Annotated in this window: 9 protein-coding genes; 3 read left to right on the forward strand and 6 right to left on the reverse strand. The window is 70.4% G+C overall.

Features of this window, described 5'->3' with window-relative positions; genetic code table 11:
* Positions 1-97 precede the first annotated feature (97 nt).
* Together dnaJ and hrcA are read right to left on the reverse strand one after the other, a co-directional pair.
* A complete protein-coding gene (gene dnaJ / locus AB0L71_RS19310) occupies positions 98-1,234 on the reverse strand; it encodes a molecular chaperone DnaJ (RefSeq protein ID WP_365244095.1) in 1,137 nt (378 codons plus the stop codon).
* Positions 1,235-2,251: a heat-inducible transcriptional repressor HrcA gene (hrcA, locus tag AB0L71_RS19315; protein WP_365244097.1), complete on the reverse strand. Its 1,017-nt coding sequence runs from the start codon at positions 2,249-2,251 to the stop codon at positions 1,235-1,237.
* Between the two features lie 196 nt (positions 2,252-2,447).
* Between hrcA and AB0L71_RS19320 the strand changes: the two genes are divergently transcribed.
* A complete protein-coding gene (locus AB0L71_RS19320) occupies positions 2,448-3,170 on the forward strand; it encodes an MBL fold metallo-hydrolase (RefSeq protein WP_365244099.1) in 723 nt (240 codons plus the stop codon).
* Between the two features lie 25 nt (positions 3,171-3,195).
* Positions 3,196-4,014: a DUF3097 domain-containing protein gene (locus tag AB0L71_RS19325; RefSeq protein ID WP_365244101.1), complete on the forward strand. Its 819-nt coding sequence runs from the start codon at positions 3,196-3,198 to the stop codon at positions 4,012-4,014.
* A gap of 37 nt (positions 4,015-4,051) precedes the next feature.
* Here AB0L71_RS19325 and hemW read toward each other — a convergent pair whose 3' ends face one another.
* The 4 genes from hemW to lepA form a co-directional block, all read right to left on the reverse strand.
* On the reverse strand, positions 4,052-5,293 hold the full coding sequence (hemW, locus tag AB0L71_RS19330) for a radical SAM family heme chaperone HemW (protein ID WP_365244103.1): 1,242 nt from the start codon (positions 5,291-5,293) through the stop codon (positions 4,052-4,054).
* A 73-nt stretch (positions 5,294-5,366) separates the two neighbouring features.
* The gene (locus AB0L71_RS19335; RefSeq protein WP_365244355.1) at positions 5,367-7,301 is read right to left on the reverse strand and encodes an ATP-binding SpoIIE family protein phosphatase; all 1,935 of its coding nucleotides are present in this window, start codon (positions 7,299-7,301) and stop codon (positions 5,367-5,369) included.
* Between the two features lie 215 nt (positions 7,302-7,516).
* Entirely contained in the window at positions 7,517-9,406 is a 1,890-nt protein-coding gene (locus AB0L71_RS19340) for an AMP-binding protein (RefSeq protein WP_365244105.1), read from the reverse strand.
* 414 nt (positions 9,407-9,820) lie between these two features.
* Complete coding sequence (lepA, locus tag AB0L71_RS19345; RefSeq protein WP_365244106.1) at positions 9,821-11,695, reverse strand: translation elongation factor 4; 1,875 nt, start codon at positions 11,693-11,695, stop codon at positions 9,821-9,823.
* A gap of 215 nt (positions 11,696-11,910) precedes the next feature.
* Between lepA and rpsT the strand changes: the two genes are divergently transcribed.
* On the forward strand, positions 11,911-12,177 hold the full coding sequence (rpsT, locus tag AB0L71_RS19350) for a 30S ribosomal protein S20 (RefSeq protein ID WP_124717766.1): 267 nt from the start codon (positions 11,911-11,913) through the stop codon (positions 12,175-12,177).
* Positions 12,178-12,321: the final 144 nt, after the last annotated feature.

A 12,321-nucleotide genomic window follows, 5' to 3' on the forward strand; every position in this document is an offset into this window, starting at 1 on the left:
GTCACGGCTTCCGCAGGCCATGGCCCACATCGTCCTCGGCCGCCGGACGGGCTCCACGAGCGAGCCCGTCCGGCGGCCGAATGCGGGACACGGAGCCTCAGCGGCCGTTGAAAGCGTCCTTCAGCCGGGAGAAGAGCCCCTGCTGTCCGGGCTGGAACTGGCCGGTGGGCCGCTCCTCGCCGCGCATCTTCGCCAGGTCCCGCAGGAGTCGCTCCTGCTCCGGGTCCAGCTTCGTCGGGGTGATCACCTCGACGTGCACGATCAGATCGCCGCGCCCGCCGCCCCGCAGATGCGTGATGCCGCGCCCGTGCAGCGGAACCGACTGGCCGGACTGGGTGCCGGGCCGGATGTCGACCTCCTCCAGGCCGTCGAGCGTCTCCAGCGGCACCTTGGTGCCGAGTGCGCCCGCCGTCATGGGGATGGTGACCGTGCAGTGCAGGTCGTCGCCGCGGCGCTGGAACACCGAGTGCGCCAGCTCGTGGATCTCCACGTACAGATCGCCGGCCGGGCCGCCGCCGGGGCCGACCTCGCCCTCGCCGGCGAGCTGGATGCGGGTGCCGTTGTCGACACCGGCGGGGATCTTCACGGTGAGGGTGCGCCTCGACCGGATACGGCCGTCGCCGGCGCACTCCGGGCACGGCGTCGGCACGACCGTGCCGAAGCCCTGGCACTGCGGGCAGGGCCGGGAGGTCATGACCTGGCCCAGGAAGGACCGGGTGACCTGCGAGACCTCTCCACGGCCGCGGCACATGTCACAGGTCTGGGCGGAGGTGCCGGGTGCGGCGCCCTCGCCACTGCACGTCGTACAGACGACGGCCGTGTCGACCTGGATGTCCTTGGTGGTGCCGAACGCGGCCTCGGCCAGATCGATCTCCAGCCGGATCATCGCGTCCTGGCCGCGCCGGGTGCGCGAACGGGGTCCGCGCTGCGACGACGTACCGAAGAACGCGTCCATGATGTCGGAGAAGTTGCCGAAGCCACCCTGTCCGAATCCGCCCGCGCCACCGCCGCCGGAGGCGGACAGCGGGTCCCCGCCGAGGTCGTAGACCTGCTTCTTCTGCGGGTCCGAGAGCACCTCGTAGGCGGCGTTGATCTCCTTGAACCGCTCCTGCGTCTTCGGATCGGGGTTCACATCCGGATGCAGCTCGCGGGCGAGCCGCCGGAAGGACTTCTTGATCTCGTCCTGGGATGCGTCGCGGCGCACGCCGAGTACGGCGTAGTAGTCCGTGGCCACTTACGACTCCGCCAGGATCTGTCCGACGTAACGTGCCACTGCGCGTACCGCTCCCATCGTTCCGGGGTAATCCATGCGGGTCGGTCCGACCACGCCGAGTTTGGCGACTGCCTCGTCGCCCGAACCGTAGCCGACCGTGACGACGGACGTGGAGTTGAGCCCCTCGTGGGCGTTCTCGTGCCCGATGCGTACGGTCATGCCCGAGTCCTTGGCCTCGCCGAGCAGTTTCAGCAGCACGACCTGCTCCTCCAGTGCCTCCAGCACCGGCCGGATCATCACGGGGAAGTCGTGCCCGAAGCGGGTGAGGTTGGAGGTGCCGCCGATCATCAGCCGCTCCTCCGTCTCCTCGACGAGGGTTTCGAGCAGGGTGGAGAGCACGGTGGACACGGTTCCCCGGTCCTCGCTCTCGAAGGATTCCGGCAGATCCTGCACCAGCTGCGGGACGTCCGCGAAACGGCGTCCGACGACCCGGCTGTTGAGCCGGGCCCGCAGATCGGCGAGCGCGGTCTCGCCGAACGGAGCCGGGCAGTCGATCATCCGCTGTTCGACCCGGCCGGTGTCCGTGATCAGCACGAGCATCAGCCGGGCGGACGCCAGGGACAGGAGCTCCACGTGCCGGACCGTCGACCGGGTCAGGGAGGGGTACTGCACGATGGCGACCTGCCGGGTCAGCTGCGCGAGCAGCCGTACGGTGCGGCCCACCACGTCGTCGAGGTCGACCGCGCCGTCGAGGAAGTGATGAATGGCGCGGCGTTCCGGCGACGAGAGGGGCTTGACACCCGCGAGCTTGTCGACGAAGAGCCGGTAGCCCTTGTCCGTCGGGATGCGGCCGGCACTGGTGTGGGGCTGGGCGATGAAGCCCTCGTCCTCCAGCACCGCCATGTCGTTGCGGACCGTGGCCGGGGAGACCCCCAGCCTGTGCCGCTCGGTGAGGGCCTTGGAGCCCACGGGCTCCTCGGTGCCGACATAGTCCTGGACGATGGCGCGCAACACTTCGAGTCTGCGTTCGCTGAGCATCGCGCACACCTCCAGCTGTGTTTCCTCGGTGGTTCTCGGGCCGTTCCTGATCCGTTCCCAGGAATCCCCTGGCACTCTGTCCTTGCGAGTGCCAGCATTCCCCGGGCCAGTGTACGGCGGCGGAGTGGGGGCCTAGCAAGAGCAACCGGTCATGCCGTCGCGGGACTGCGCAGGTCGTTGCCGATAGCGTCGCGGTATGAACGCCTCTTGGGAAGAGTTCGGCTGGGAGCGACTCGGTCACGGAGTGGGCCGATGCCGCCTCCCGAGGTGGGACGCGACCGTCGCACTGGTGTCGGGAGCGGACGGGGCGCTGCTCTTCGACACCGGATCGACACTCCGCGAGGGCGTCCGGATCCGGTCCCAGGCGCAGGCCCTGCTCGGCCGGAGGGTGACGCATATCGCACTCAGCCACCCCCATTTCGATCACGTCCTGGGCACCGCGGCCTTCTCCGGCGTCCAGGTGTACGGGGCCGTCGGCATGGCCGAGCTGCTGAGGCTCGAGGCGGACGATCTGCGCGCCGACGCGATCCGCCACGGAGTGCCGGAGCACGAGGCGACCGAGGCCGTCGACGCACTGGTGGTGCCGCAGCACGAGGTGCACGACGAGTGGACGCTCGACCTGGGCGGCGGCCGGCAGGTGCTGCTGGCGAACGTGGGCCCCGCCCACAGCGGTCACGATCTCGTGGTGCTCGTGCCCGGCTCCCCCACGGTGGTGCTCTGCGGCGACCTGGTCGAGGAGTCCGGACCGCCGCAGGCGGGCCCGGACGCCGTCCCGGCCCGCTGGCCGGCCGCACTGGACCGGCTGCTGGCGCTGGGCGGCGCGGACGCTGTGTACGTACCGGGGCACGGGGCGGTGGTGGACGCGGCGTTCGTGCGGGACCAGCGCGACCGGCTGGCGGGGCTCTTCGGCGTGTCGTGACGGCCGCTCGTCCTATCGTCATCCGATGCGCAGCTACCAGCCGGACCTGACCCCGCCGTGGAAGAAGTCCGCCCCCGTTCCCGAGGTGCCCGCCGAGCCCGATCTGGTGGTGGAGGAGGTCTCCACCGGGTTCTGCGGTGCCGTGATCCGCTGCGAGAAGACCGCCCAGGGTCCGACGGTCACGCTGGAGGACCGTTTCGGCAAGCACCGGGTGTTCCCGATGGAGCCGCGCGGCTTCCTGCTGGAGGGCCGGGTGGTGACGCTCGTACGCCCGTCGGCGGCCGTTCCGGTACGCCCCGTGCGCACGGCCTCGGGTTCGGTCGCGGTGCCGGGGGCGCGGGCCCGGGTGGCCCGGGCCGGCCGGATCTACGTGGAGGGCCGCCACGACGCCGAGCTGGTCGAACGGGTCTGGGGCGACGACCTGCGGATCGAGGGCGTGGTCGTCGAGTACCTGGAGGGCATCGACGACCTCCCGGCCGTCGTACGTGAGTTCTCGCCCGGCCCGGACGCCCGGCTGGGCGTCCTGGTCGACCACCTGGTCCCCGGCTCCAAGGAGTCCCGGATCGCGGACCGGGTCTCGGACCCGGACGTGCTGGTGGTGGGCCATCCGTACATCGACGTGTGGGAGGCGGTGAAGCCGTCGTCCGTGGGCATCACGGCCTGGCCGGTGGTCCCGCGCGGCCAGGACTGGAAGACCGGCGTGTGCCGCGCGCTGGGCTGGCCGGAGAACACCGGCGAGGCCTGGCAGCGCATCCTGTCCGGGGTGCGCTCGTACCGGGATCTGGAACCGGCCCTGCTGGGCCGGGTCGAGGAGCTGATCGACTTCGTGACGCAGCCGGCCTGAGTCGCCTGAGCGCAACCGCCGTCCGGTCCGCCCGCGCTCAGTCCACCAGGTCCCTGACCACCGCGTCCGCGAGCAGCCGGCCGCGCAGGGTGAGGACCGCGCGCCCCTGGTCGTACGGAGCGGACTCCAGCAGTCCGTCCTCCACCGCCCGCGCCGCCGCGGCCAGCCCGGCCGGTGCCAGCAGCGACAACGGGCAGCCCTCCGCGAGCCGCAGTTCCAGCAGGATCCGCTCGACCCGCCGGTCCTCCGGCGAGAGGATCTCGCGCCCGGCCCCTGGCGACCGGCCCTCGGCCAGGGCCTGCGCGTACGCCCCCGGATGCTTCACGTTCCACCAGCGCACCCCGCCGACATGGCTGTGCGCGCCGGGGCCGGCACCCCACCAGTCGGCGCCGCGCCAGTACAGCTCGTTGTGCAGGCACCGGCCCTCGGGGGTGCGGGACCAGTTGGACACCTCGTACCAGGAGAAGCCCGCCGCGGCCATCGCCTCGTCCGCGATCAGGTACCGGTCCGCGTGGACGTCGTCATCGGTCATCGGGATCTCGCCGCGCCGGATGCGCCGGGCCAGCTGCGTGCCCTCCTCGACGATCAGCGCGTACGCCGACACATGGTCGGGCCCCGCCCCGATCGCCGCGTCCAGCGAGGCCCGCCAGTCGTCGTCGGACTCCCCCGGCGTGCCGTAGATCAGGTCGAGGTTGACGTGCTCGAAGCCTGCCTCCCGGGCCTCGGCGACACAGGCCTCGGGCCGACCCGGCGTGTGCGTACGGTCCAGGATCTTCAGCACGTGCTGCCGGGCGCTCTGCATCCCGAACGAGATCCGGTTGAAGCCGCCCTCCCGCAGTTCGGCCAGATACTGCGGACCGACGGACTCCGGGTTGGCCTCGGTGGTGATCTCGGCATCGTCCGCGAGCCCGAACTCCTCACGGATCGCCCCCAGCATGCGGACCAGGTCCGCGGCGGCCAGCAGGGTGGGTGTGCCACCGCCGACGAAGACCGTACGGACCGGACGCGGGTCGTCGCCGAGGACCTTGCGGGCCTGGCGGACCTCGCCGATCAGATGGGAGGCGTAGTTGTCCCGCGAGGCCAGCGCCCCGCCCGAGCCGCGCAGCTCGGTGGCGGTGTAGGTGTTGAAGTCGCAGTAGCCGCAGCGGGTCGCGCAGTAGGGAACGTGCAGATAGAAGCCGAGCGGCCGGTCGGCAGCACCTTCCAGGGCCTGGCGCGGCAGCGCGCCGTCGTCGGGTACGGGTTCACCATCGGGCAGTACGGAAGGCATACCGCCCATTGTCGCTCGGCACCGGCGGTTGCCGGGCCACGCCGGTGTCCGCACCGGCCGTCCGGCCCCGTCCGGCCCGGCCTCATCCCGCCTGGAGCACCAGGAGGGCCAGGTCGTCGTCGGGCGGCCGCTCGGCGAATTCGTGCACGGCGCGCTTGATCCGGTCCGCGATCCCGTCCGCCGACAGCCCGGCGCAGCCGGCCAGGGACCGGGCCAGGCCGTCCCCGTCGTCGAACATCAGGGACCCGGAGCGCCGCTCCGTCACTCCGTCGGTGACGCACAGCAGGCTGTCGCCTGGTTCCAGGTCGAAGCTCTGACTCGCGTACGCGACGTCGTCGAAGATCCCGAGCAGCATCTGCGGCTCGGCGGCCTGGCGCACCTCTCCGTCGGGCCGCAGCAGCAGCGGCAGCGGGTGGCCGGCGCTGGCGAGGGTGCAGCGCACCCCGCCGCCGGGCAGCGGCACGAGTTCCCCGTACAGCAGGGAGAGGAACCGGGACTGCCCGGTGTCCGCGGTCTGCTGGCCGCCCGCCGCGGCCACCATGAGGGCGGCTGCCTCGGCGGCCTCCATGGCGTCGTCGAGGAGCAGCCGGTTGAGCCGGTCCAGCACCTCGCCCACTCCGAATCCCTCGCGCGCCAGCAGCCGCAGCCAGGGCCGGGCGAGGCCGGTGACGACGGCGGCTTCGGGTCCGCTGCCCTGGACGTCGCCGAGGACGAAGCACCAACGGTCGCCGGGGCAGGGGAAGATGTCGTAGAAGTCTCCGCCGACGACCCCGTCGTCACTGGGTTCGTACACCAGCGCACGGGAGACACCGGGTATGTCGGCGACCTTGCTGGGCAGCAGCGCGCGTTGCAGGATGCGGCTGATGGTGGCCTGCCGGGTGTAGGCGCGGGCGGCGCCGACCGCGAGGCCGACACGGCGTACGAAGTCCTCGATCAGGGCGGTCACTTCGTCGGGGACACGTGCCCCGTCCTCCCGGCCGAGCAGCACCGCGCCGAGTGTCCGGCCGCCCGAGGTGATCCGGTAGGCGAACAGGGATACGGCACACCCTCCGGATTCGCCAGATTCATCGGATTCGTCCTCCTCGCCCGCGGGCCAGGGCATGGAGACGGGCCCGGTGCCCACCCGTTCGGGCAGCCGGATGGGGTCCTGCTCCAGCACCGTACGCAGCTGCCCGGTCTCCGCCTCGTCCCGGTGCCAGACGCTGGCGAGCCGGGGAACGGCCGAGGGGCCGCCGTTCTCGGGCTCCAGCCAGATCGCGCACCAGTCGGCGAGCCTGGGCACCAGTAACTGTCCCGAGAGCGCCGCGACGATGTCCTCGTCGAGCTGGCCCGCGAGCAGGTCCGAGGCCTCGGCGAGGAACGAGAGCGCACCGCGGCCGGCCCAGTCCGTGTCGTCGCGCGGGGCCCGGCGGGCGCTGGGGGCGAGCAGTTCGGCGGCACGCGGTCGCCGGGCGAAACCGTTCTCGGCGGACGGCTCGGGGAACGGATTCCAGTCGTCGACGGGGAGCCGGGCCCAGACGGTCTTGAGGCCCGTGCGGTAGGTGATGCCCCAGCGCTCGGCGAGGGTGCCGACGAGCTGGAGCCCGCGACCGTACTCGGCGGGCTCCTCGGGGCCGGGGCTCGGATCGCCCTGTGCGGTGTCCGCCGCGCCGCCCTCCGGGGCGTCGCCGCCCACGGATCGGGCCGGGTGGTGGTCGGAGACTTCCAGTACCAGGGCCGCGGCCTCGTCCTCGGCGGTCTCCTCCAGCCGGCAGAGCAGTTCGACGGTGGTCCCGGCGTGCACGACCGCGTTGGTGACCAGTTCGCTGGCGACGATCGCCGCGTCCTCGGCCAGACGCTCGCTGAAGCCCACGGCCGCCGGCAGTCCGAGCCCGGCCCACTCGGTGAGCGCGGCCTGGACGAACCTGCGGGCGGTGGAGGGCGCGAGGAGGTTTCCGGGCAGGGACGTTCGGGCTACGGGCCGTGCGTCCGCATGGCCGACGGGGAGACCGGGACGCTGGATGATGTCCCGCTGCAAGGGAATGGGCCCCACGGTGCAGCTCCTGACCTGTTCTCGCTCTTGCTGTCTGTTCTCGCTCTGGCTGTGTGTTCTCTTTGGGCGCCGCTGACGACACCGACAGAGTGACAGATGGGCCGTGCCCACAAGCGACGAGTTGCCGAAGTGGGCAGAGAAAGTGAGCAGACGGAGACAGAAGGAGCCGCACCGTGCGGCCGGTGGCGGAAGGACCGGTGTCAGGCCTCCCGGGTTCCCGCGTACATGTCGTCGATGAGATCCTTGTACTCGCGCTCGACGACCGGTCGCTTCAGCTTGAGACTGGGCGTCAGTTCGCCGTGCTCGATGTCGAGATCGCGGGGCAGCAGCCGGAACTTCTTGATGGTCTGCCAGCGCTGCAGCCCCTCGTTGAGCCGCTTCACGTACCCGTCGATGAGTGCGACGGTCTGCGGGTTCGCCACCACCTCGGCGTAGGTCTTCCCGTCCAGGCCGTTCTCGGCGGCCCAGCCCAGGATGGTCGGCTCGTCGAGCGCGATCAGGGCGGTGCAGAAGTTGCGGTCCGCACCGTGCACCAGGATGTTGGAGACGAACGGGCAGACCGCCTTGAACTGTCCCTCGACCTCCGCCGGGGCGATGTACTTGCCACCGGACGTCTTGATCAGGTCCTTCTTGCGGTCCGTGATCCGGAGGTAGCCGTCCACGGACAGCTCACCGATGTCACCGGTGTGGAACCAGCCGTCCGCCTCGAGCACCTCGGCGGTCTTCTCGGGAAGCCCCTGGTAACCCTCCATCAGACCGGGGCCGCGCAGCAGGATCTCACCGTCGTCGGCGATCCGCACCTCGGTGCCGGGAAGCGGCTTGCCGACGGTGCCGGTGCGATAGGCCTCGCCCGGGTTGACGAAGGAGGCGGCGCTGGACTCGGTGAGCCCGTAGCCCTCCAGGATGTGGATGCCGGCGCCCGAGAAGAAGTAGCCGATGTCGGGGGCGAGGGCCGCGGAGCCGGAGACACAGGCGCGCAGCCGGCCGCCGAAGGCCTCGCGGATCTTGGCGAAGACAAGGGTGTCGGCGACCTTGTGCTTGGCACCGAGCCCGAACGGGACGGAGGCCGCGCCGGTGCGCTGGAAGTTGTCCTGCGAGACCACCGCGTACTCGCGGGCGACCCCGGCCGCCCACTGGAAGATCTTGTACTTGGCCGCGCCGCCGGCCCGCGCCTTGGCGGCGACACCGTTGTAGACCTTCTCGAAGATGCGGGGAACGGCGGCCATGTACGTCGGCTGGACGACCGGCAGGTTCTCGATGATCTTGTCGACCCGGCCGTCGACGGCGGTGACGTGGCCGACCTCGATCTGGCCCGAGGTGAGGACCTTGCCGAAGACATGCGCGAGCGGCAGCCAGAGGTACTGGATGTCGTCCTTGGTGATCAGGCCGGTCGCCACGGTGGCCTTCGCCATGTACGACCAGTTGTCGTGCGGCAGGCGTACGCCCTTGGGGCGACCGGTGGTGCCCGAGGTGTAGATCAGCGTGGCCAGCTGATCGGCGGTGATGGCGGAGACCCGCTCCTTGATCGCGTCGGGGTGCTTCGCGAGGTGCTCCGCGCCGCGGGCCTCCAGATCGGCGAGGGTGAGCACCCAGCCGTCGGGGTCGCCCTCGGCGGGACCGGCGCCCTCGGGGTCGATGACGACGACATGGGCGAGGTGCGGCAGTTCGGCACGGCGCTCGCGGGCCTTGGCCAGCTGACCGGCGTCCTCGGCGATCAGGACCCGGCTCTCGGAGTCGGCGAGGATGAAAGCCGACTCCTCGGCGTTGGTCGACGGGTAGATCGTCGAGGTGGCGGCTCCCGCGCACATCACGCCGAGGTCGGCGAGGATCCATTCGACCCGGGTACTGGCGGCGAGCGCCACCCGCTGCTCCGGCTGCACGCCCAGACCGATCAGCCCCGCCGCGATGGCGTACACCCGCTCGGCGGCCTGCGCCCAGCTCAGCGACTTCCACTCGTCGGGCCCCTCGCCGGTGGCCGAGGGAACGGGGTACCGGTAGGCCTCCCCGTCCGGGGTGGCCGCCACGCGGTCGACGAAGAGGTTCGCCACGGAGGGCGGTCGGTTCTCGATCAGGGTCTGTGTGTCGCTCACGACATCCTCCGGGCCTGCGGCAGTGCTTCACGACCGGTTGCTGATTGCTGCTGACTACTGCGTGTTCCTACGGGTGTGTCTCCCGCGCTCGTGCGTGCGCGTGGTCCTGCGTGCCTGTCCTGGGCGCTCGTCCTGTTCGCTCGTGCTGTTCGCTCGTCCTGTTCACTCGTCCTGCAGCGGTGGTCTTCGTCCCACTTGTTTAACTGGCGAGTAACCACGAGGTCGTGATCAGGGTAGAGCGCCCGCGTCCCCCGCGTAAGGGGCAGCGGGCCGCCGCTTCATAACAAACGGACCCCTGTGCCGCGCATCACTGCGGTACAGGGGTCCATGGCGCCGACCCGGGCGGGACGCGGAGTCGAGGGGCGGAAGCCCGCGCCCCGCACCGGCAGCCCCTTCCCGGCCGTGCGGCGGAAGCTACTTCTTGGCCTTGCCGTCCCCGCCCGACTCGTCCGTCGACAGCACGGCGATGAAGGCCTCCTGCGGCACCTCCACATTGCCGACCATCTTCATCCGCTTCTTGCCTTCCTTCTGCTTCTCCAGCAGCTTCCGCTTACGGGAGATGTCACCGCCGTAGCACTTGGCGAGGACGTCCTTGCGGATGGCGCGGACGGTCTCACGGGCGATGACCCGGGAGCCGATGGCGGCCTGGATCGGCACCTCGAAGCTCTGCCGCGGGATCAGCTCCCGCAGCTTGGCGACGAGCCGCACACCGTAGGCGTACGCCTTGTCCTTGTGGGTGACCGCGGAGAACGCGTCGACCTTGTCGCCGTGCAGCAGGATGTCGACCTTGACGAGCTGGGCGCTCTGCTCGCCGGTGGGCTCGTAGTCGAGGGAGGCGTATCCCCGGGTCTTGGACTTCAGCTGGTCGAAGAAGTCGAAGACGATCTCGGCGAGCGGCAGGGTGTAGCGGATCTCGACCCGGTCCTCGGAGAGGTAGTCCATACCGAGCAGCGTGCCGCGCCGGTTCTGGCAGAGCTCCATGATCGCGCCGATGAACTCGCTGGGTGCGAGGATCGTGGCGCGCACGACGGGCTCGTACACCTGGTCGATCTTGCCCTCGGGGAATTCGCTCGGGTTGGTGACGACGTGTTCGCTGCCGTCCTCCATGTCCACGCGGTAGACCACGTTGGGGGCGGTGGCGATCAGATCGAGACCGAACTCACGCTCCAGCCGCTCACGGATCACGTCGAGGTGGAGCAGGCCGAGGAAGCCGACACGGAAGCCGAAGCCGAGAGCGGCGGACGTCTCCGGCTCGTACACCAGGGCGGCGTCGTTGAGCTGGAGCTTGTCGAGCGCCTCGCGCAGGTCCGGGTAGTCGGATCCGTCCAGGGGGTACAGACCCGAGAACACCATCGGCTTGGGGTCCTTGTAGCCGCCGAGCGGCTCCGTGGCGCCCTTGTTCAGGGAGGTGATGGTGTCACCGACCTTGGACTGCCGGACGTCCTTCACACCGGTGATGAGGTAACCCACCTCGCCCACACCGAGGCCGTCGGCCGGGGTCATCTCCGGGGAGGAGACCCCGATCTCCAGCAGCTCGTGGGTGGCGCCGGTGGACATCATCCTGATGCGCTCGCGCTTGTTGAGCTGGCCGTCGACGACACGGACGTACGTGACGACGCCCCGGTACGAGTCGTAGACCGAGTCGAAGATCATCGCGCGGGCGGGGGCGTCGGCCTTGCCGACCGGGGCCGGGACGTCCTTGACCACCCGGTCGAGCAGCGCGTCCACGCCGACACCGGTCTTCGCGGAGACCCTGAGCACGTCCTCCGGCTGGCAGCCGATGAGGTTGGCCAGCTCCTCGGAGAACTTCTCGGGCTGCGCGGCCGGCAGGTCGATCTTGTTGAGCACCGGGACGATGGTGAGGTCGTTCTCCATCGCCAGGTAGAGGTTGGCCAGTGTCTGGGCCTCGATGCCCTGCGCGGCGTCGACCAGCAGGATCGTGCCCTCGCAGGCGGCGAGCGAGCGTGAGACCTCGTAGGTGAAGTCCACGTGGCCCGGGGTGTCGATCATGTTGAGGACATGGGTGCGCCCCTGGTCCTCGCCCGTGGTGGGCGCCCAGGGCAGACGCACTGCCTGGGACTTGATGGTGATGCCGCGCTCGCGCTCGATGTCCATCCGGTCGAGGTACTGGGCGCGCATCTGCCGCTGGTCGACCACACCGGTCAGCTGGAGCATCCGGTCGGCAAGGGTCGACTTGCCGTGGTCGATGTGCGCAATGATGCAGAAGTTGCGGATCAGCGCCGGGTCGGTACGGCTCGGCTCGGGCACGTGGATAGGAGTCGCGGGCACGCAGGGTCCTGATTCTTGAGACGCCGAACGCCGTGTCTCGGGTCGATGTCGGTTCGGTCGGATCAATACGTAGCCTCCATCGTCCCACGCTTGCGGGGCAGCGACCGGTTTGGGCCGGTCGGAGGGGGGCTGGTACCGTTGACAGCTGTGCCTCGCGACTCTCTTGGGCCGCCGGGCGCACTTCGGAGATCCATCGAACCTGAAAAGGCTCTTTCGTGGCGAACATCAAGTCCCAGATCAAGCGGAACAAGACGAACGAGAAGGCGCGCCTGCGCAACAAGGCCGTCAAGTCCTCGCTCAAGACCGCTATCCGCAAGGCCCGTGAGGCTGCCGCCGCCGGTGACGTCGAGAAGGCCACCACGGCCGCTCGCGACGCCTCCCGCGCGCTCGACAAGGCCGTCTCGAAGGGTGTCATCCACAAGAACGCCGCCGCCAACAAGAAGTCGGCGCTGGCTTCCAAGGTTGCCTCCCTCCAGGGCTGAGCTCCTCTGATGTAACCGCCGGAACGGACCCGCGGGCCCTCTCTCCCGCCCCTGCCCGGCCCCCGCGCCGCACACCGAACCTGCGTTCGCCACGCGGGTGCGGCGCATCACGCGTGAACCGAAGGCCCCGGCCTCGCTCTCCCC

Source organism: Streptomyces sp. NPDC052052 (genome assembly GCF_040680455.1).
Taxonomy (GTDB): domain Bacteria; phylum Actinomycetota; class Actinomycetes; order Streptomycetales; family Streptomycetaceae; genus Streptomyces.

What these genes read in the sequence shown, in the direction of transcription:
- hrcA (WP_365244097.1), bottom strand. Translation starts at nt 2,251, where the DNA reads ATGCTCAGCGAACGCAGACTCGAAGTGTTGCGCGCCATCGTCCAGGAC.
- AB0L71_RS19320 (WP_365244099.1), top strand. Translation starts at nt 2,448, where the DNA reads ATGAACGCCTCTTGGGAAGAGTTCGGCTGGGAGCGACTCGGTCACGGA.
- AB0L71_RS19325 (WP_365244101.1), top strand. Translation starts at nt 3,196, where the DNA reads ATGCGCAGCTACCAGCCGGACCTGACCCCGCCGTGGAAGAAGTCCGCC.
- hemW (WP_365244103.1), bottom strand. Translation starts at nt 5,293, where the DNA reads ATGGGCGGTATGCCTTCCGTACTGCCCGATGGTGAACCCGTACCCGAC.